The sequence below is a fragment of the Pseudomonas sp. N40(2020) genome (assembly GCF_014472415.1).
In the GTDB taxonomy this organism is placed as follows: domain Bacteria; phylum Pseudomonadota; class Gammaproteobacteria; order Pseudomonadales; family Pseudomonadaceae; genus Aquipseudomonas.
On the sequence record NZ_JACSZV010000025.1, the window covers coordinates 22,500 to 43,605 of the forward strand.

9 protein-coding genes are annotated in these 21,106 nt (G+C 61.1%); 4 read left to right on the top strand and 5 right to left on the bottom strand.

Annotated elements, in window-relative coordinates; translation table 11 throughout:
- Positions 1 to 8 precede the first annotated feature (8 nt).
- From IAI51_RS16985 to IAI51_RS16995, 3 genes are all read right to left on the bottom strand, one after another.
- The gene (locus IAI51_RS16985) at positions 9 to 494 is read right to left on the bottom strand and encodes a GNAT family N-acetyltransferase (protein ID WP_187679527.1); all 486 of its coding nucleotides are present in this window, start codon (positions 492 to 494) and stop codon (positions 9 to 11) included.
- A 120-nt stretch (positions 495 to 614) separates the two neighbouring features.
- Positions 615 to 1,937 (bottom strand): ATP-binding protein, encoded by a 1,323-nt coding sequence (locus IAI51_RS16990; protein WP_187679528.1) that lies wholly within the window; start codon positions 1,935 to 1,937, stop codon positions 615 to 617.
- Positions 1,937 to 2,617, bottom strand: coding sequence for a response regulator (locus IAI51_RS16995; RefSeq protein WP_187679529.1), 681 nt, complete (start codon positions 2,615 to 2,617; stop codon positions 1,937 to 1,939). The genes IAI51_RS16990 and IAI51_RS16995 overlap by 1 nt, the downstream gene beginning before the upstream one ends.
- A 256-nt stretch (positions 2,618 to 2,873) precedes the next feature.
- Between IAI51_RS16995 and IAI51_RS17000 the strand changes: the two genes are divergently transcribed.
- The 4 genes from IAI51_RS17000 to dsbG all read left to right on the top strand — a co-directional run bounded on the left by IAI51_RS17000 (position 2,874) and on the right by dsbG (position 7,015).
- Positions 2,874 to 3,566, top strand: a complete 693-nt coding sequence (locus tag IAI51_RS17000) for a hypothetical protein (RefSeq protein WP_187679530.1) — start codon at positions 2,874 to 2,876, stop codon at positions 3,564 to 3,566.
- A 97-nt stretch (positions 3,567 to 3,663) separates the two neighbouring features.
- Positions 3,664 to 5,400: a protein-disulfide reductase DsbD gene (gene dsbD / locus IAI51_RS17005; RefSeq protein ID WP_187679531.1), complete on the top strand. Its 1,737-nt coding sequence runs from the start codon at positions 3,664 to 3,666 to the stop codon at positions 5,398 to 5,400.
- Entirely contained in the window at positions 5,400 to 6,269 is an 870-nt protein-coding gene (locus IAI51_RS17010; protein WP_187679532.1) for a TlpA disulfide reductase family protein, read from the top strand. The genes dsbD and IAI51_RS17010 overlap by 1 nt, the downstream gene beginning before the upstream one ends.
- The gene (gene dsbG / locus IAI51_RS17015) at positions 6,245 to 7,015 is read left to right on the top strand and encodes a thiol:disulfide interchange protein DsbG (protein ID WP_187679533.1); all 771 of its coding nucleotides are present in this window, start codon (positions 6,245 to 6,247) and stop codon (positions 7,013 to 7,015) included. The genes IAI51_RS17010 and dsbG overlap by 25 nt, the downstream gene beginning before the upstream one ends.
- 81 nt (positions 7,016 to 7,096) lie before the next feature.
- Here dsbG and IAI51_RS17020 read toward each other — a convergent pair whose 3' ends face one another.
- Positions 7,097 to 7,909 (bottom strand): alpha/beta fold hydrolase, encoded by an 813-nt coding sequence (locus IAI51_RS17020; RefSeq protein ID WP_187679534.1) that lies wholly within the window; start codon positions 7,907 to 7,909, stop codon positions 7,097 to 7,099.
- A 193-nt stretch (positions 7,910 to 8,102) separates the two neighbouring features.
- Positions 8,103 to 21,101 carry a non-ribosomal peptide synthetase gene (locus IAI51_RS17025; protein ID WP_187679535.1) on the bottom strand — a complete coding sequence of 4,333 codons (12,999 nt, stop codon included), beginning with the start codon at positions 21,099 to 21,101 and terminating at the stop codon, positions 8,103 to 8,105.
- Positions 21,102 to 21,106: the final 5 nt, after the last annotated feature.

Below are 21,106 nucleotides of genomic sequence, written 5' to 3' on the forward strand. Positions count from 1 at the left end.
TCGACTCGTCATCCGGATAACGGCAGTGGCTTGTACATGGGCAGGACCTGCAAGCCTTGGTGCATGAGGGGTGGTTCAGATTCGCGATAGCCCAGATGACGATAGAACGCTTCGCCAGTGCGTGTGCTGTTGAGGTGGGCATGGAGCACACCGCGCACCCGCAGCCAGCCTTGCAGATCGTTCATCAGCGCTCGCCCCGCGCCACGGCGAAAGGATTCCGGTTGTACATAGCAGAGCACAATGTCGCCACTGCCCTGAGCCATGCCGACACCGACCGGTTTGTCCGCAAGCAAGGCGATATTCAGATAGAAATGCGGGTCGGCAAGCCAGGCGCTGAGCAAATCGGCAGATTGCTGCCGGATCCAGTCGTTGACGATAAGCGGGTCGTTGCGATGATCGAGCGCACAACCGAAGCGGATCGAACGTTCGATGATGCGACAGATGATGCCGACGTCGGCCAGGATGGCCGGACGAATACAGATGGGTGCTTCCATGGCGCTGTTCCCTCAATCCATTGAGTCAAAGCTGTCGTGACCTTAACGTCACGACAGCCGGATAGCCATTGGAGAGAGGTTACATTTGATGTGCCGCATGCAGATCCCGCGAGAGCGGTTTCAAATGGCCTGCAATGGCATGGTCAACTCAACGCGCAGCCCATCCGGGCGGCTGTCGAAATGCAGGGCACATTCGCAACGCTGGACGATGGCCTGAACAATCGCCAGGCCCAAGCCGCAGCCGGTACTCTGACCATTGCGCCAGAAGCGTTGGGTCAGATGTTGCAGATCATCCTGAGCGATGCCCGGGCCATGGTCACGCACAATAAAACGTACGCGGTTGCCGATGGTTTCCAGACTCAACTCGACCGCACAGTCGTCGGGGGTGTGGCGCAGGGCGTTGTCGAGCAGATTGCGCAGCGCGGCAATCGACAGCACCGCCGGCATTTGCAAGGGTGCTGTCGAAAGCTGTTCCGGCAGTTTCAATTTGATTCGCAGGCGCTCGCCGCCCGTGGCATCGGCAATCGCCAGCCGCGCCACTTGCTCGGCGCTGCACTGCGAGCCGTCGTCAAACGACAGGCTGCCCTCGACCCGCGCCAGCAAAAGCAATTGTTCAAGCGTGCGATGCAGGCGATCAGCGCCCTCCTCGGCCTTGGCCAGCGACTGATCGCGGGCGGCGCCGTCGGTCATGCGCGCCACTTGCAGGTGGGTCTTGATCGCCGTGAGCGGGCTGCGCAGCTCGTGGGCGGCGTCGCCGGTCAGCCGACGTTCGCGCTCGATGGTCTTGCCAATGCGCTGGAACAGTTGATTCTGGGTATCGAGCAACGGCTTCAATTCGCTGGGAAACGCCTGCAATTGCAACGGTTCGAGCGAATCGGCATTGCGCCGCATCAAGGCCTCACGCAGACGGTTAAGCGGCGCCAGCCCTTGGCCGATCCCCAGCCACAGCAGGCACAGGCAGCCGAGCAACGCCACGCCCACCGGCACCGACGCCGCCAGCAGGATCGACATGTTCAGCGCTTCACGTTCGATCTGCCGATCCGCTGTGGTAATCCGCACATCACCCCGGGCGAGAGTGAAACTGCGCCACGGCGCACCGTCGATCATCTGGTCGTGGAAGCCCATTTTCTCGGCTTCCAGCGCTTGTTCGGGATTGTTGTGGCTGCGTGCGAGAATTTCTCCGCGCAAGGAACTGACCTGGCAGGCCATGCCACCGGGAATGTTCAGTTGTTCGGCACTGAAATGGGTGCCTTCGCCCTTGCTCGGCAACGTCGGAAGTTGCTCCAGCAAACCGGCGACCATGCGCGCCGACGCTACCAGACGCTGATCGAGGGAAAACATCATCTGATTGCGCAGGTCGCTGAGCATCCAGGCCGCCGCCAGCGCCCAGATCAGCGCAAACGCGGCGCCGAGAGTCAGGCTCAGGCGCAGTCGTAGGCTCATCACTTGCCTTGTTCTCCACCATCGGCCGGCCCCAGGCGATAACCCAGACCGCGCACGGTTTCGACGATGCCTTTGCCGAGTTTGCTGCGCAGGTGGTGGATATGCACGTTCAACGCGTTGCTCTCCAGCTCATCATTGAAACCGTAGACGCTGTCCTTCAATTGCTCGGTGGACAGCACCCGACCGCGATTGTGCAGCAGAGCCTGCAACAGGGATTGTTCGCGTCGCGACAAATCCACCGGTTGCCCGGCCAGCATGGTTTCGCGGCTGCTTGGGTCGTAGGTCAACGCACCGTGTTCAATCAGGTTGACGCTGCGCCCGGCCACTCGACGCAGCAAGGTTTGCAGACGGGCGAATAGCTCACGCAGATCGAACGGTTTGAGCAAGTAATCGTCGGCACCGGCCTGCAAGCCGTCGACCCGGTCAGTGACCGAATCGCGCGCGGTCAGAATCAGCACCGGAATCTCCAGACCGTGCTGGCGCAGTTGCTGCAGCAGTTTCAGGCCATCTTCGTCGGGCAGGCCGAGATCAAGCACCATCACGTCAAACTCGGCAACCTTGAGCATCGCCCGCGCCTTGGACGCGGTATTGACGTGCTCGACAGTCAGCCCTTGAGCCGTGAGGCCGGCAACGATGCCGCTGGCGATCAGTTCATCGTCTTCGCAAACCAGTACGTGCATGGGCGCTCCCTGAAAAAAACGCGAGTGAAGCAGGTGAGGATTAAGCGGCAATTATGGCCATCCTCGGTAGTGACGGGAAGCCGCTCGCAGAATTGAGCAGGCCTGCACCCGGCGAAACACATTCCTTAATTGCGCACTGCAGGCACTTCAATAAGTCCCGAGAAATGAAATCCCACACTTAAGCACTACTGATAATTAATCTGGCCGGATAACCTGACTGTGTATTAAGACAACCCGTTAAAAGGAATTAACAAACATGACTAAACTGGAAAACTTCGTGGCCGTTGACTGGCGCTCCGGCCCCGATAGAATCTATTTCTTCTTCAAAAACACCGATACTTACTCCCGATTCAACATTGGCGACAATACAGTAGCTGATGGCTATCCACGTCCAATCATGGGGCGCTGGGACGCATTTGATCCGCATGCCCAGAATCTGCGTTTCGGATTTACCTCGACCTCACTGGGTTTCAACGCCGGGAGCGACGAAGACATCGCCTGGCTGTTCTTTTACTACGGCGACATACCAGCCGTGTGCAAATACAACCAGGATGAAGATAGGGTCACCGGCATTTACAAGGTCGCCGATACGCTGTGGAAACCGATTGTTCCGTACTTTGACAAGATCATCGCCGGCACATGGGCAGCGATAACGGGCCACCCTTTTCTGTTCAGGTTCATACTCAACGACGGGCACTATCTGACGTTCAATTACAAAGCAAAAACACTGACCCACAACGCTTTGGGTCAACATCGTCTGGGCGCGCTGATCCCGTTCAAAGATCGAATGATCACGGCCGCACAAAATGATCGAACTTTCGCAGACAGTTATTGGTACATCTTTCTCACCAACAACCAGTACCTTACTTACAACATTCAGACAGACAGACTGATCAGCGGCCCACACACCATTAATGAGTCGAACTGGCCGGGGTTGCTGCGCGGCTGATTGGCCAATCATGGAGAGCCTTGTAGGATACGGTTAATTATCGGTTAATCGCCGCCGCCCATTCTGCACCTCAATTGCACAGGGACAAGGCTTCTCCATGCGTCATATTTTTCTACTGTTTGCGCTTCTGATCTCGGGCCTGGCCCAGGCCGGGAACAATCCTTTCGAGACAAAACCGGAGTTTTTGCCGGTCGACAAAGCGTTTGTACTCACCTCCGAACGCCTGGAATCGGGTGAAACCCAGCTCTTCTGGCAGATCACCGACGGCTATTACCTGTACCAGAAACGTCTGAAGTTCGACGGCCTGACCGCCGAGCAGCAGCCAACACTGCCCGAAGGCGAATCCCACAGCGACGAGTTCTTCGGTGAACAACCGGTCTATCGCCAAGGGCTGGAAGTGAAGATCCCGGCCGCGGCCACCGGGCAGATCAAAGTCAGTTATCAGGGCTGTGCCGATGCGGGCCTTTGTTATCCGCCGCAAACCCGGGTCATTGATCTGGGCGGTAAAGCGCCGACAACGACAACGAGCGATCAGGCACCGGATCAAGCCCTCGCCAGCGGCCTTCAAGAACACGCGCTGGGCTGGAGCTTACTGGCGTTTTTCGGTTTCGGCTTGCTGCTGGCATTCGCGCCATGCTCGTTGCCAATGCTGCCGATTCTGGCCGGCATGGTGGTCGGCAGTGGCGCCACCCCGCGACGCGGTTTTGCCCTGGCCGGCAGTTATGTGATTTGCATGGCGCTGGTGTATGCCGCGATGGGCGTGATTGCTGCGCTACTCGGTGCGAACTTGCAGGCGTGGTTACAGAATCCGTGGCTGCTCGGCACGTTTGCCGCGATCTTCGTGGTGCTGGCCTTGCCAATGTTCGGTTTCTTTGAACTGCAATTGCCGGTGGCCCTGCGTGATCGTCTCGAACACGCCTCGAGAAGTCGCAGCGGCGGCAGCCTGATCGGCGCCGGAACGCTCGGTGCCTTGTCCGGTCTGCTGGTCGGCCCGTGCATGACCGCGCCGCTGGCGGGTGTGTTGTTGTATATCGCGCAGACCGGCAACGCACTGCACGGTGGCTTGATTTTGTTCTCGCTGGGCATCGGCATTGGTGTGCCGCTGTTGCTGCTGGTGACGGTCGGCAATCGCTTCCTGCCCAAACCGGGCGCGTGGATGAATCTGCTCAAGGGCATCTTCGGCTTCCTGTTCCTCGCGACGGCATTGTTGATGTTGCGCCCGGTGCTGGATCCATCGTTGTGGCTCGGTCTGTGTGGTGCCCTGCTGTTGATCGCTGCTTATTGCGCCTGGAAACAGTCCGATGGCTTTGGCCGTGTCGCCCAACTGTTTGGTGCTACTGGATTACTGCTCGGGTTATGGGGCGGTTTGCTGGTAATAGGTGCGGCAGGCGGCAGCGATGATCCGTACCAGCCATTGCAGGTTTACAGTGGCGGCCGTGCCGTCAGCGCTGCGCCGAGTGGCCATGACGCGTTCACCACGATCAAGGATCCGGCGGCACTGCAACGCGAACTCGATACCGCCAAGGCTCAGGGCCAGTGGGTGCTGCTCGATTACTACGCCGACTGGTGCGTATCGTGCAAAGTCATGGAAAAGCAGGTGTTCGGCAAGGACAAGGTGATGCAGGCGCTGAGCGATGTACGTCTGCTTCGACTGGATGTCACCGCCGACAACGCCGCCAGTCGCGAATTGCTCAGCCGTTATAAAGTGCCCGGGCCACCGAGTTTCGTGTGGATCGGCGCCGATGGCGAAGAGCGCCGCAGCCAGCGCATCACCGGCGAAGTCGATGCCGATACGTTCCTGCAACGCTGGACCACCACCCGAGACGCCAATTAATGCTGACTTTCACCCTCGGCACCTTTGCCATCGCGCTTAACCACCTGCTGCTGATCAGTGCCTTGGCACTGGCAACCTTCGTCGGTTGGCGAGTGGCCAAACGCGGTGGCGATAATCCCGAGTCGGCGCTGTTCAGTCTTTTTCTGCTCGGCATGCTGGCAGCGCGCATTGCCTTTGTGGCTTTGTATTGGTCGCACTACCGCAACGATCCGTGGCAGATCGTCGATCTGCGCGATGGCGGTTTCCTCGCTTGGCCGGGGGTGATCGTCCTGCTGCTCGCCGCGCTGTATCGCGGCTGGCGGCGTCCGGGCCTGCGTCGGCCTTTGGGCTTTGGCGTCGCCAGCGGTGTAGCGTTCTGGCTGTTGGCGACGCTGTCGCTCAACATCTACGAACAAGGCACCCGACTGCCGGACATCACCCTGCGTAACGCTGCCGGGGAAACCATCAAACTCAGCGACTATAAGGGCGGCCCGCTGGTGATCAACCTGTGGGCGACCTGGTGTCCACCGTGCCGGCGCGAAATGCCGGTGCTGGAAAATGCCCAGCAGCAACGCCCGGACCTGACGTTCCTGTTCGTCAATCAGGCCGAAAGCATGCAAAGCGTGGCGACATTTCTCGAAACTCAAGGCCTGAGCCTCAACAACGTGTTGTTCGATCGCGGCGGCCGACTGGGCCAGGCCGTGGGTTCAATGGCATTGCCGACTACCCTGTTCTATAACCCCGATGGTCGATTGTTGGCCAGTCATCTGGGCGAGTTGTCGAACGCCAGCCTGGCTCGCGCCCTGGAAAACTTCGATACCCCAAATCCGACCGCCGCACCGTCCACCTCTTCAAGGAAACTGCCATGCCCCGCCTCCGCCACCTGCTGACGCTGACTCTGGGCACTGCCCTGCTGCAACTGCCGTCGGTTCAGGCCGCTGAAGAATTGCCTGCGGCGATCAAACAGATCGAAGCCAAAGGCGCAAAAATCGTCGGCCAGTTCGATGCCCCCGATGGCTTGCGCGGTTACGCGGCGCAGTACCAGAACCGCGGCATGGCGCTGTACCTGACCCCGGATGGCAAACACGTGCTGCTGGGCAATCTGTACGACGCCGATGGCAAGGACTTGAGCAGTGAACCGTTGCAAAAACTGGTCTACGCGCCGCTGGCCAAGGAAGTCTGGGCCAAGTTCGAGGCGAGCAACTGGATTCAGGACGGCAACAAGGATGCGCCGCGCACGGTGTACCTGTTCAGCGATCCGAATTGCCCGTATTGCAACATGTTCTGGGAACAGGCCCGACCTTGGGTCAAGGCCGGCAAGGTGCAGTTGCGCCACATCATGGTCGGCATCATCCGCGAAGACAGCCCGGGCAAGTCCGCCGCGCTGCTGGCGGCCAAGGATCCGAGTAAAGCCCTGGAAGATCACGAAAAGGCCGGCAAGGGCAGTTCACTCAAGGCATTGAAAGACATTCCGGCGGCAGTGCAGACCAAACTGGCGGCGAACATGCAGTTGATGGAAGACCTGGAGTTGCAGGCCACTCCGGCGATTTTCTACATGGACGACAAGGGCGAGCTGCAACAGCAGCAAGGCGCGCCGACGCCGGACAAACTGGCGAAGATTCTCGGGCCGAAGTAAGCAAAATCAAAAGATCGCAGCGCACCGCAGCCTACAGAAGAATACGATCCGCTGTAGGAGCTGCGGCACGCTGCGATCTTTTTAATCGCGCTCAGCCAAAAACTTCAGCAATGCCTCATTCACAAACTCTGGATTCTCCAGATTGGAGATATGCCCCGCCTCCGGTACCAGCCCCCACGGGCAGCCGATCAGCTCTGCCATTTCCTTGGCTTCCGACGGCGGCCGTGGCTTGTCCTGATCGCCGCACAGCACCAGCGTGGTCTCCGCATTCAGCTCGCCCAGACGCGACAACAGATCATCGCGACCAAAGGTGATGCGGCCCATTGGCACGATGCTCTCGCGCAGGCGATCGGCTGAATACGCCGCCAGTTTTGCGCGGAAGTCCTGGTAAAGCGCCGACTGTGGATCGATCCCCGGCCGGAAGAAAATCGGCACGACGATATCGAGCAATTGCTCCGAGATTTCGCCGGTTTCTTCGATCTGTTTGAACAACGAGAAGTAGTACTGACGGGTGGGCTCGGGTTCAACACCAACATAGGTGTCCATCAACACCAGACCATTGAGCCGCTGCGGTGCCGACAGTGCCAGACGCACGCCCCACATGCCGCCGACAGACAATCCCACCAAAGTCACCTGATCGATATCCAGATGATCGAGCAAGGCCTGCGCCTGACGGGCGATGTCGTCCAGAGATGTGGTGCCTTGCGGCAATCGCCCGGACTCGCCATGGCCCCACAGATCCAGCGCAATCACCCGATAGTGCGGCGCCAGCGCAGCGATTTGCGGCGCCCACATGGCTTGATCCCACAAGTAACTGCCGGCCAGCAGCACTGCCGGGCCGGTGCCTTGGTCAATGTAATGAAGGGCTTGTCCGTCCACCGTGAAAAAAGGCATCGATTCACCTGCGCGGGAAAAAAGAGAACCGGCAGACTGAGCTGCCGGTTCTGGATCGTCAACCCTGGAAATGTACGCGAATGTAGCGCCTCCATTCGCGAGCAGGCTCGCTCCCACTGGGGATCTGCGATCGACACAAACCCCATGTGGGAGCGAGCCTGCTCGCGAAGAGGCCGGTTCAGGCGCTATAAAATCAAAAGCCCTCCAGCTCCGCCATCAGGTCATTCAAGCGATCCACCTTCTCCTCGGTGATATCACTCGCCGCCAGCCCATCGATGTACTCGGCCAGTTCCGCCACCGTGCTGCATTCGAACATCGCCCGCAGCGGTACGTCGCGTTTCAGGGTTTTCTGCACCCGCGAAGCAATCTGCGTCGCCAGCAACGAATGGCCGCCCAGTTCGAAAAAGTTGTCGCGCACGCCGACCTGCTCGACCTTCAGCACTTCGGCCCAGATATCCGCCAGGGTCTGCTCCAGTTCGTTACGCGGGGCCAGGTAATCCTGGCTCTGCAACTGGCCGATCTCCAGCGCCGGCAAGGCTTTGCGATCGAGTTTGCCGTTGGCGTTGAGCGGCAGTTGCTCCAGCCACAACCAGTGCAGCGGCACCATGTATTCCGGTAGCTCGGCACGCAGACGCTGTTTGATTCGCTCCAGACGTTCACTCGGATTGACCGCCGAACCCGCAGCAACCAGATACCCGACCAAGTGCTTGCCGTTTACACCTTCCTGCACGCCAACCGCCGCATCACGGACTTCCGGCTGTTCGTGCAGACGCGCTTCGATTTCACCCAGCTCGATGCGGTAGCCGCGGATCTTCACTTGATGATCGACCCGGCCAACATATTCCAGCACGCCATCGCTACGACGTCGCGCCAGGTCACCCGTGCGATACAGACGCTCGCCCGGCGCGCCGAACGGGTTCGGCACAAATACTGGTGCAGTACGCAGCGGATCGCTGACATACCCGCGACCGACGCCGGTGCCCGCCACACACAACTCACCCACCGCACCCAACGGCACCAGTTCCAGCGCGCCATCAAGCAGGTACAGCAAGTTGTTGTCGGTCGGTGTACCGATCGGCAAGTAACTGCCGCGAGTCGAGGCCAGGTCGACGCGGAAGAACGCCACGTCATCGGAACATTCCGCCGGGCCATAAGCGTTGACCAGGCCGATCTGCGGGTAACGCAACAGCCACTGATGCGCCAACTCCGGCGGCATCGCTTCACCGGTAGGCAGCATCCAGCGCAGGCCGTCGAGGCTCAGGCGATCCGAGGCGAGCATGCCTTGAATCAGCGAAGGCACGCTCTCCAGCACGGTGATGCCCTGTTCCTGCACATGCACCAGCAAACCTTGCGGATCGTGGGCGATGGTGTTCGGCACGATGTCGACCCGCGCACCAAACAGCGGCGCGGCGAGGAATTGCCAGACCGAAATATCGAAACTTTGCGACGCGGTTTGCGCAATCACGTCGGCGTCGCTCAAATCAAGATAAGGACGCTTGCTCAACTGGTTATTAAGCATGCCGCGCTGCTCGACCATCACACCTTTCGGCAAGCCGGTGGAACCCGAGGTATAGATCACATAGGCCAGATTGTCCGGGCCACTGTGGATACCTGGGTTTACCAAGGATGTCGCGGCTGCTTGCACCTCTTCCCAGACCAGCAGACGTGGGCGATTGGCGCAGCTGAATTCATCCAGCAAAGTCTGCGCTTGCGCGCGGCACACCTCGCTGCACACCAGCACTGGCGTGCGGCTCAGCTCGATGATCCGTTGCAGGCGCTGACTCGGCAGGCCGGGGTCCAGTGGCAGGTAACCGGCACCCGCCTTGAAGCTGCCGATGATCATGCCCAACAGATCAAGGTTACGTTCGGCCAGCAACGCCACCGGTTGATCCATCTGCACCCCGGCCGCAGCCAGTGCATGACCGAGACGGTTGGCGTTGTGGTTCAGCGCCTCGAAACTCAATTGCTGATCGAGGCAACTGGCAGCAATCCGCTGTGGATGCTGCGCGACCTGCGCTTCGAACAGCGAAACATAGCTCTGCTCCAGCGGATAGACATGGGCGCTCTGGTTGCAACCGTGAAGCAGGAAGTCCTGTTCCTCAGCGCCGAGCAACGGCAGGTCGGCCATGTCGCCATGGAAACCATCGACCAGCGCCAGCAGCAGACGCTTGAATTCACCGAGCATCCGCTCGATCGTCAACTCGTCGAAGTAACGCTGGTCATACGACAGATGCAGGCCGAGGTCATCGCCCGGGTAGCACACCGCCGTCAACGGGAAGTTGGTGTGGGTGCGGCCCGAGTCCGAAGTCGCGTTGAGGCTTTGCGCGCGGTCCAGCACGGAAACTTCCACCGGAGCGTTTTCGAACACAAACAGACTGTCGAACAGCGGCTGGCCTTTCGGCAGTTCGCTCTGTTCCTGAATGCTCACCAGCGGCAGGTATTCGTACTCGCGCAGCTGCATGTTGCTGTCGAGCAAACCGCTCAACCACTGACGCACACTGGCGCGCTGATCGTCCGCCGGGATCTGCACCCGCAGCGCAATGCTGTTGATGAACAGGCCGACAGTGCGTTGCATCTCGGGCATTTCCACCGGACGCCCGGCCACGGTTACACCGAACAGCACGTCGCGATCACCGCTCATGCGCCGCAGCACCAGTGCCCACGCCGCTTGGGCGAAGGTGTTGATGGTCAGTTGATGGGCCTGGGCCAGCTCGCGCAGACGGGCACCGTCCTCGACGTTGAGTCGGGTGTGGCGGTCGCCGACGACCATCCCGCCGCTTTCGCCGGCATGTTCACGCAGGAACGGACGGTCGCTCGGGATCGGCGTGGTGCGTTCGAAACCTCGCAGGTTCTGCTGCCACCATTGGCGCGCCTCGGCCAGGCTCTGGCGTTGCAGCCAGCCGATGTAATCGCGGTAACGCGGCGGCACGCTCAACTGGGCTTCGCGACCTTCACCAAGGGCGGTGTAGATTTCGAAGAAGTCATTCATCAGCAATGAACGGCACCAGGCATCGATGAGGATGTGGTGGTTGCTCATCATGAACCAGTAGCGCGCCGCCCCGACCTTGATCAGGCGCAGGTGGAAAGGTGCCTGATTGAGCAGATCGAACCCGGCCTCACGCTCGCTTTTCAGCAGTGCTTGCAGCTTTGGCTCTTGATCGGCATCGCTGATCGCGCTCCAGTCGAGGTACTCGATCGGCGTGCGGCCCGGGGTGTGAATCACTTGCAGCATGTCTTCGCCGACGTTCCAGCAGAACGATGCACGCAGTGCCTCATGACGGGCGATCACCGCTTGCCACGCCTGAGCGAAACGCTCGGGATCAAGTTCGCTGTTGATGCGGTAGCGATCCTGCATGTAGTACAGACCGGTGCCCGGTTCGAGCAAGGTGTGCAGCAGCATGCCCTCCTGCATCGGCGTCAGCGGATAAACGTCTTCGATGTGCGTGGCCGGCACTGGCAAGGCATCGAGTTGCGCCTGGGTCAGTCTGGCCAGCGGGAAATCCGAAGGCGTCAGGCCACCGGCCTCGTCTTGCAGGCAATGGCTGATCAGACTTTGCAGTTCGGCGAGGTAGGCGTCGGCCAGATCATTGATGTTCTGCGCGTCGTAACGCTCGGCGCTGAAGGTCCAGCGCAGCAGCAATTCACCGCCATAAACCTGACTGTCGACGCTCAACTCGTTCGGCAACGGTGCCTGCGGATCGTGGGCCGCGCCGACCGGCCCATCCAGCGGACGGAACAGCGCATCGCTGCCGAAGCTCTGGTCGAACTGGCCGAGGTAGTTGAAGGTGATCGGTGCGTTCGGCAGCGCCGACATGCTGCGCTGGCTGAAATCATCGGCCAGATAACGCAGCACGCCATAACCCAGACCTTTATGCGGCACCGCGCGCAGTTGCTCCTTGATCGCCTTGATCGAAGCGCCCTGCCCGGCGGCCTCTTCGATGTCGTGTGGGGTCAGGCGCAGCGGATACGCGCTGGTGAACCAGCCAACGGTGCGGGTCAGGTCGATGTCGTCGAACAGGGTTTCGCGACCGTGACCTTCGAGTTGAATCAGCGCCGACTCTTGACCGCTCCAGCGGCACATCACGCGGGCCAGGGCGGTCAGCAACAGATCGTTGACCTGGGTGCGATAAGCGCTTGGCGCCTGTTGCAGCATTTGTTTGGTGTGTTCTGCATCCAGACGCACGCTGACCGTTTGAGCGTGGCGATTCTGCTGGCCGCCCTGTGGATTTTCGCAAGGCAAATCAGCGTTCGGGCCCGCCAGTTGGGTTTGCCACCAGTTGAGTTCTTCACGCAGGGATTCGCTGCCGGCGTAAGCCTGCAAGCGTGCCGCCCAATCCTTGAAGGCGCTGGTTTTGGCCGGCAGTTTTACCGACTGACCGGAGTCGAGTTGGCGATACACGGTTTGCAGATCGTCGAGCAAAACGCGCCACGACACACCGTCGACCACCAAGTGATGGATAGCGATGAACAGGCGTTGGTGACCCTCCGGGCCATCGACCAGCAAGGCGCGCAGAAGCGGGCCGTTTTCCAGATCGAGACTGCGCTGGGCATCGGCGAACAATGCCTCACACTTGTCCATCGAGGACACTCGCACTTGCCACAGCACAGGCGCATCGGACACCGGTTGGTGCGTCGCTTGCCACGCGCCGTTGGCCTCGGTGAAGCGCAGACGCAAGGCGTCATGCTGCTCGATCACTGCCAGCAGCGCCTGCTCCAGACGGTGCGGTTCCAGCGTAACGGTCGGCTCCAGCAGCAACGCCTGGTTCCAGTGTTGACGCTGAGGAATATCGCTATCAAAGAACCAGTGCTGAATCGGCGTCAGACGTGATTCACCGGCGACCAAACCTTGCTCGGCCGTCACCTGCTCGCTCCGACTCGCCACAGCGGCGAGAGTCTGCACGGTCTGATGCTGGAACAGGTCACGCGGGCTGAAATGAATGCCCTGCTGGCGCGCGCGGCTGACCACTTGAATCGACAGAATCGAGTCGCCGCCCAGTTCGAAGAAGTTGTCGTTGAGCCCGACCTGCTCGACGTTGAGTACTTCGCACCAGATCTGCGCCAGGGTTTGTTCGAGCTCGTTGCTCGGTGCCACATAATCCTGACGATTGAGCTCCGGGTCCGGCGCCGGCAAGGCGCGGCGGTCGAGTTTGCCGTTGGCGGTCAGCGGCATGCTAGCCAGCAGGATCAGGTGCGTCGGCACCATGTAATCCGGCAACTGCGTCTTGAGGTGCGACTTGAGGGCTTCGCGCAATTCGGCCTGTTTGGGTTCGCTTTGCTCTGCGATCTCGGTGACGAGGTAGCCAACCAGTTGCTTGCCGCTCGGCGCATCCACTGCCAGCACCACCGCTTCGCGGATCGAATCGTGATCGAGCAGGCGGGTTTCGATTTCGCCCAACTCAATACGGAAGCCACGGATTTTCACCTGATGGTCGATCCGGCCCAGGTACTCGACCAGACCGTCGGCGCGCTGGCGCACCAGATCGCCGGTGCGGTACATGCGACCGCCATCGACGGCAAACGGATCAGCGACAAAACGCTCGGCAGTGATGCCCGGACGATCATGGTAAGCCTGCGCCAGACCGGCGCCGCCGACGAACAGTTCGCCGGTCGCACCTTGCGGCACCAGTGCCAGATCGGCGTCGAGGATGTACGCAACACGCGCACCGATCACGCTGCCGATCGGCACACTGCCGGCGCCCTCCTCCAGCACATCCGGGGCCAGACTGGCCAGTGGCATGACCACGGTTTCGGTCGGGCCGTAGGCGTTGAAGAACAGGCTCGGTTTGAACGCTGCGCGAATCCGTTGCAGGTGTTCGCCGGTCAATGCTTCGCCGCCGGTGATGATCATCCGCACCGGGAGGACTTCGTTTTGCGTCGCCAGGAGTTGCGCCAACTGGCTGCCGTAGCTCGGGGTGAAACCCAGCACGTTGATGCGATGGGTGCGAATCAGCCCGCAGATTTCTTCGGCGTCCCACTGACCTTGCGCACGCAGCACAACTTGCGCGCCACTCAGCAGCGGCACCAGCAGACGCTCGGTGGCGGCATCGAAGTTGATCGAATAGAAGTGCAGCTCGCAGTCGTCCGGGCGCATGCCGAAGCGTTCGATCACGGCTTGGCAGTGCATGGCGATTTCACCGTGGGAGACCACCACACCTTTCGGCTTTCCGGTCGAGCCCGAGGTGTAAATCAGGTAGGCCTGATGCTGCGGCAGGCTGATAAAGGGCAGCTCCGTGGCCGGGTAATCCGCCAGTGCCGCGCTGTCATCTTCCAGGCTCCAGCGCGCCACACTCGGCGGCAAATCGCCAAGCGCTTTGAACATCGCACGGTCGCTGAGCAGCAGACCGATGCGGCTGTCTTCGATCATGTAGTGCAGACGGTCGAGCGGGTATTCCGGGTCAAGCGGAACGTAGGCGCCGCCGGCCTTGAGTATCGCCAGCAGGCCGATGACCATTTCCAGCGAACGCTCCAGCGCCAGACCGACCCGCACTTGCGGCCCAACCCCACGCTCACGTAGCGCCCAGGCCAGGCGATTGGCGCGGGCGTCGAGTTCGGCGTAGCTCAGGGTCTGGCCGGCGAAGGTCAGGGCCGGCGCGTCTTTGCGCACCAGGGCCTGCTCGGCGAACAGGTGATGGATGCACTGATCGAGACGATGCTCACCCGGCTCGATGCCAAGGCTGTCGAGCAGGTGCTGCTGCTCAGGTTTGTCGAGCAACGGCAGTTCGCTAAGGCATTGCTGCGGATCGGCGATCAGCGCTTCCAGCAAATTGCGCCAATGCTTGGCCATGTGCGCGATGGTCGGTTCGTCGAACAGATCGGTGCTGTACGTCAGGCAGCACCCGAGGCGATGGTCGAGGTCGGTGACTTCCAGGTTGAGGTCGAACTTGGTCGCCCGCGCATCGTTGGCCAGGTACTCGACAGTCATACCGGCGAGCATGCGGCTCTGCTGGAACTCCCAGCGCTGCACATTGCACATCACCTGGAACAGCGGGTTGTAAGCCGCGCTGCGCGGTGGCTGCAAAGCCTCGACCAGATGATCGAACGGCAGATCCTGATGGGACTGGCCTTCGATCACGGTGTGACGAACCTGCTCGAACAACTCGCCGACCGACATCTGGCCGTCGAGTTGGCAGCGCAACACCTGGGTGTTGAGGAACGCACCGATCAGCCCTTCGCTTTCCGGGCGGATGCGGTTGGCCACCGGCGCGCCGATACGCAGATCGTTCTGGCCGCTGTAGCGGTAAAGCAGCGTGGCGAGCGCGGCGGTCATGGTCATGAACAGGGTCAGACCGTTTTGCGCATTGAAGGCACGGACGCGGGCGGCGAGGTCGTCGCTCAGGTCGAAACGGAACAGTTCACCCTGATGGCTTTGCACCGGCGGACGCGGACGGTCGCCCGGCAGTTCCAGCAGCGGATGTTCGCGCCCCAGTTGCGCGGTCCAGTAGTCGAGCTGACGCTGACGTTCGCCGGACTCCAGCCAGTTACGCTGCCAGACGCTGTAGTCGAGGTACTGCACCGGCAGCGGCTCCAGCGGCGAATCACGGTCATCGACAAAGGCTTCGTACAGCGCGCTGAGTTCGCGGGCAAAGATGTCCATCGCCCAGCCTTCGGTGACGATGTGGTGCAGGGTCAGGACAAAGTAATGCTCTTGCTCGGCGGTCTTGACCAGACAGGCACGCAGCAGCGGACCGGTTTCCAGATCGAACGGCTGGTGCGCTTCCTCGTCAGCCAGTTGCTGGACGTTTTGCTCACGGACATCAGCCGCGAGTTTCGAAAAATCCTTCCAGTCCATGCGCACGCCGGTCTCGGCATGCACGCGCTGACGAGCAACACCATCGACGCTCGGGAACGTGGTGCGCAGGGTTTCGTGACGCAGGATCAGCGCTTGCAACGCTGCCTCGAAACGCTCGACATGCAATACGCCGCGCAGGCGCGCCATGCCGCCGACGTTGTACGCCGGGCTGTCCGGTTCCATCTGCCAGAGGAACCACATGCGCTGTTGCGAATAGGACAACGGTACCGGTTGGCTGCGGTCGACTTTTTCAATTGGCGGCTGTTTGTTGGTGCGGCCGCTGGCCTGGATCAGACGGATCTGTTCAGCGAAATCACCGAGTTCGCTGTGTTCAAACAGCGCCCGTAACGGCAACTCGACGTCGCAGGCCTGACGGCTACGGGAGATGATTTGCGTGGCCAGCAGCGAGTGACCGCCGAGGGCAAAGAAGTCGTCACGCAGGCCGACTTGCGCCAGACCCAGCACTTCACGCCAGATCGCGGCGATCTGTTGCTCAAGTTCAGTGACCGGCTCGACGTGTTCGCGCACTTGCCATTGCGGCTCAGGCAAGGCACGACGGTCGAGTTTGCCGCTCGGGCTGAGGGGCATTTCGTCAAGGCGCATCAGTTGCGCCGGGACCATGTATTCCGGCAGTTCAGCGGCCAGAGCGGTTTTCAGGCGAGTGATCTGCGCGTCCTGATCTTCGCTGGCGTCGGTGGCGGTGAAGTAGCCGATCAGTTGTGCGCCAGCGGCGGTTTCGCGCACCAGCACCACGGCTTGGGCGACGCCGTTTTGAGCGAGCAAACGCGCTTCGATTTCTTCCGGTTCGACACGAAAGCCGCGCAGCTTGACCTGTTGATCGAGACGACCGAGGTATTCGATGACGCCGTCGGTTGTCCAGCGTACACGGTCGCCGGTACGGTACAGACGCGCGCCCTGCTCACCCAATGGATCGACAACGAAACGTTCGGCAGTCAGCGCCGGGCGGCCGAGGTAACCACGGGCCAGGCCGATGCCGCTGATGCACAGCTCACCGGGTACGCCGGCCGGCATGGGATTGAGGTCGGCGTCGAGAATGCGGCACACCACGTTGCCCAGCGGTCGGCCAATCGGCGAGCGTTCGCCATCGGCCGTTGTGCAATGCCAGTGAGTGACGTTGATCGCGGTTTCGGTCGGGCCATATCGGTTGTGCAGTTGCACCGCTGGCAGTTGCGCCAGTACGCGGTTACGCAACTCCGCCGGCAAGGCTTCGCCGCCAGAGAAGACACGGCGCAGGCTGGTGCATTCAGCGCTGAGCGGCTCGTCGACGAATAACGAAAGCAGCGGCGGCACAAAATGCAGCGTGGTCACGCCGTATTGCTGAACAAGCTGAGCAATGCGATGCGGATCACGGTGTTCGCCCGGGCCGGCAATCAGCAGACGTGCACCGGTGATCAGCGGCCAGAAGCATTCCCACACCGACACGTCGAAACTGATCGGCGCTTTCTGCATCAGCACGTCGGTTTCGTTGAGGCGATAGGTGTTCTGCATCCATTGCAGACGTTCGGTCAGTGCCGCGTGCGTGTTGCCGACGCCTTTCGGCTGGCCAGTGGAGCCGGAGGTGTAAATCACATAGGCGAGGTTGTCGCCGTGCAGGCGCAAAACCGGTGCCTGGCTCGGCCAGTTTTCCAGGTGCAACGCGTCCATGGCGATAACGCTGACGCCTTCGCTGGCCGGCAAGCGGTCAAGCAATTCGGTCTGGGTCAACAGCAGTTCGACGCCGCTGTCGCTGAGCATGTAGGCCAGGCGATCAGCCGGATAATCAGGGTCCAGCGGCACGTAGGCGCCGCCGGCCTTGATGATTGCCAGCAGGCCAATCAGCAGCTGCGGCGAACGCTCGGCAGCGATGGCCACGCAGACATCCGGGCCGACGCCTTTGTCGCGCAGGTAATGCGCCAGGCGGTTGGCTTGAGCATGCAGTTCGGCGAAATCGAGGCTGCCACCGTCCCAGACCAGCGCAGTGCGTTCCGGGGTCAGGCGCACTTGTTCATTGAGCAGCTCCGGCAGCCATTGTTGTGCCGGGACGCACGGGGCGATGCCCCAGTCTTTTTGTTGATCGTATTCAGTGGCGGTCAGCAGTTGCAGATCGCCAATGGCCTGCTGTGGACGCTCGCAGACGTCGCGCAACAGATTGCTGAAGTGTTCGGCCAGACGCTCGATCGTCTGCGCATCGAACAGTTCGTTGGCGTAGTCGAAGGACAGCGTCAGGCGACCGTTACGGTCTTCCTCGCTGTGCAGTTGCAGATCGAACTTGGCCTCGCGGCTGTGCCACGGCAATTCTTCGGCGAGCAGGCCCGGCAGGCGCTTGAGCGCACTCAGGTCGCGCTGCTGATGGTTGAACATGACTTGGAACAGACCTTGTTCGCGGGCCTGCGGGAAAGCTTCGAGCAGTTGTTCGAATGGCAGATCCTGATTCGCTTGTGCCCCGAGTGCAGCCTGACGGGTTTGCGCCAGCAACTCGATAAAGGACAGCCGCGAATCGACGTCAGCGCGCAGCACTTGGGTGTTGATGAAGAAGCCGATCAGGCCTTGGGTTTCCAGGCGCGGACGGTTGGCATTGGGCACACCGATGCGGATATCACGCTGCCCACTGTAGCGATGCAGCAGGCTCTGGAACGCCGATAGCAAGAGCATGAACGGCGTGGCATCGTTCGCTTGGGCAGTCTGTCGGATCGCTTCGCTGAGGCTGACGCCCAATCGCACGCTGTGTCGTGCCGCGCTGTGAACCTGCAAGGCGGAACGCGGATGATCGGTGGCCAGTTCCAGCGTCGGATGCTCATCCCCCAATTGCGCTTTCCAATACGCCAGTTGCCGCTCGCCCTCGCCTTGCGCCAGCCATTGGCGCTGCCAGCTGCCGTAGTCGGCGTATTGAGTTGGCAACGGTGCGAGTTCGGCACGTTGCCCTTGGGAAGCGCAGGCGTAAAGACGCGAGAACTCATCGATCAACACGTTCAGCGACCAGCCGTCAGCGATGATGTGATGCAGCGTCACCAGCAGTTGGTGATCTTCATCGTCGAGGCGGATCAGCGTCACCCACAGCAGTGGGCCTTTTTCCAGATCGAACTGGGTACTCGCTTCGTCCTCACGGATCTGCTGGGCTCGGGCCTCACGCTCATGGGCTGGCAGGTCGCTGATGTCGATCAGTTGCAGATTGAATTCAGCTGTCGCGTCGACCTGTTGCAGCGCCACACCGTCGCGTTCGAAGAAGCGTGTACGCAGGGATTCGTGGCGGTCGATCAGTTGCTGGAAACTGGCGTGCAAAGCGTCTTCGTCCAGTTCACCGCGCAAGCGCAGGCCGCCGGGAATGTTGTAGGCGCTGCTTTGCGGATCGAGCTGCCAAGTGATCCACAGACGGTTTTGTGCCAGCGATTGAGGCATCGGCTCACTGCGCGACAGGACGGAGATTTCGCCCTGGGCGCTGCCGCCGTCCTGTTGCTGTTGCGCCACCGCAGCGGCGAACGCGGACAGGGTCGGGGCTTCGAAGAGCAGGCGCAGATTCAGTTCAAGACCCAGCTCTTCGCGGACGCGGGCGATCACTTGCGTGGCGGCGATCGAGTTGCCGCCGAGCAGGAAGAAGTGATCGTCGGCGTTGAGCTGTTTGACGTTCAGCTGTTCGGCCCAGATTTTGCCGATCAGGGTTTCCAGTTCAGAGGCTGATGCCATCGCATCCCGGGTTTCGGAAGTGGTCGACGGGAACACTGCGTAGCTGTCGAGGCTACCGTCAGCCAGACGATTGCGGCAGGCCGAACGTTGCAGTTTGCCGCTGGAAGTCTTGGGCAGCGCACCTGGATTGAGCAGCACCACCACCCTCGGAGCTTCTTGATATGCCTCGGCCACCGCTTGGCGGATGGCTTTGATCAATGCGTCCGGCGGCAGGATTTTTTGCACGCTGCGGCTGATTTCCGCGGCAATGCCGATGCCCTCTTCGCCATCCTGATTGACCGCGAACGCCGCAACCCGGCCCTTGCGCACCACCTCCACTTCGTTTTCGACAGTCTTCTCGATGTCCTGCGGATACAGGTTGTGCCCGCGCATGATCAGCATGTCTTTCAAACGACCGGTGATGAACAACTCACCCTCGCGGATGAAGCCCAGGTCGCCCGTGCGTAGCCAGGTGCGGCCGACGTGCTGGACGAAGGTCTTGGCACTGGCCTCGGGGTTGCGCCAGTAACCATGAGCGATGCTCGGCCCGGCAGCCCAGACTTCGCCAACGGCGTTGTCGACGAGTTCTTGCAGACTGGTTGGCTCGACGATCAGCACCGCGTGCTCTGGCTGGCTGATGCCGCAACTCATGATCGGGCTGCCATCGCCAGGCTCGGCGCGGTTTTGCGCCAGCGCCTGATCATCCACGCGCAGCGCGGGAATACCGGTGCCACGCGGGGTGCCGGCAACGAACAGCGTCGCTTCGGCCAGACCGTAGGAGGCCATGAAACTGTCTTCGCTGAAACCGCAGGTCACGAACTTCTCGGCGAAGCGCTCAAGGGTGTCGAGACGGATCGGCTCAGAGCCGGAATACGCGACGCGCCAGCGGCTCAGGTCGAGACGCTCCAGCGCCGATTCGCTGACTCGCTCGCTGCACAAACGGTAGGCGAAATCCGGCCCGCCGCTGATGGTGCCGCCGTATTGGCTGATCGCTTCGAGCCAGCGCAATGGCCGGCCAAGAAAGTATGCCGGCGACATCAGGATGCACGGTACGCCACTGAAGATCGGTTGCAGTAATCCGCCGATCAAACCCATGTCGTGGTAAAGCGGCAGCCAACTGACGATGACGTCGTCCGGGTTCACATCGATGCCGAAACCGTGACGGATCAGCAACTCGTTGGCGACCAGGTTGCCATGGCTGACCTGCACGCCTTTGGGCAATGCAGTAGAGCCAGAGGTGTATTGCAGAAAGGCGATGTGGTCTGCCGGCAGATCGGGTTCGACCCAACGATCAGCCAATGCGCTGTCGAGGGTATCGACGCACAACAGCGGCGGCGCACCTTCGATCTGTTGCAGCGCTTCACGCAGGTCGGCGCTGGTCAGCAGCAGGCGCGGTTCGGCGTCGACGATGATCGACTGCAGACGCTCCTGGTGATGACGGCGGGCGGACTCCGGCGGATAGGCCGGCACCGCGATCACGCCCGCATACAGACAACCGAAGAATGCCGCGACGTAATCCGGACCGCTGGGAAACAACAGCACCGCGCGATCACCAAATTCGGCCTCGGCCTGCAACGCGGCAGCAATGGTGCGCGCGCGCTGATCCAGTTCGCGATAGCTGAGCACCACAGCCTGCTCTTCGTTTTCAGCGAGAAAACGCAAGGCCAGTCGATCCGGCGTCAGGGCCGCGCGGCGCTTGAGGGCTTGGACCAGGGTGCTGGGGAGTTCGAACGCGTCGGTCATGAGGT

Excerpts from the sequence above, each read along its gene's own strand:
- IAI51_RS16985 (WP_187679527.1), bottom strand. The coding sequence starts at position 494 with ATGGAAGCACCCATCTGTATTCGTCCGGCCATCCTGGCCGACGTCGGC.
- IAI51_RS16990 (WP_187679528.1), bottom strand. The coding sequence starts at position 1,937 with ATGAGCCTACGACTGCGCCTGAGCCTGACTCTCGGCGCCGCGTTTGCG.
- IAI51_RS16995 (WP_187679529.1), bottom strand. The coding sequence starts at position 2,617 with ATGCACGTACTGGTTTGCGAAGACGATGAACTGATCGCCAGCGGCATC.
- IAI51_RS17000 (WP_187679530.1), top strand. The coding sequence starts at position 2,874 with ATGACTAAACTGGAAAACTTCGTGGCCGTTGACTGGCGCTCCGGCCCC.
- dsbD (WP_187679531.1), top strand. The coding sequence starts at position 3,664 with ATGCGTCATATTTTTCTACTGTTTGCGCTTCTGATCTCGGGCCTGGCC.
- IAI51_RS17010 (WP_187679532.1), top strand. The coding sequence starts at position 5,400 with ATGCTGACTTTCACCCTCGGCACCTTTGCCATCGCGCTTAACCACCTG.
- dsbG (WP_187679533.1), top strand. The coding sequence starts at position 6,245 with ATGCCCCGCCTCCGCCACCTGCTGACGCTGACTCTGGGCACTGCCCTG.
- IAI51_RS17020 (WP_187679534.1), bottom strand. The coding sequence starts at position 7,909 with ATGCCTTTTTTCACGGTGGACGGACAAGCCCTTCATTACATTGACCAA.
- IAI51_RS17025 (WP_187679535.1), bottom strand. The coding sequence starts at position 21,101 with ATGACCGACGCGTTCGAACTCCCCAGCACCCTGGTCCAAGCCCTCAAG.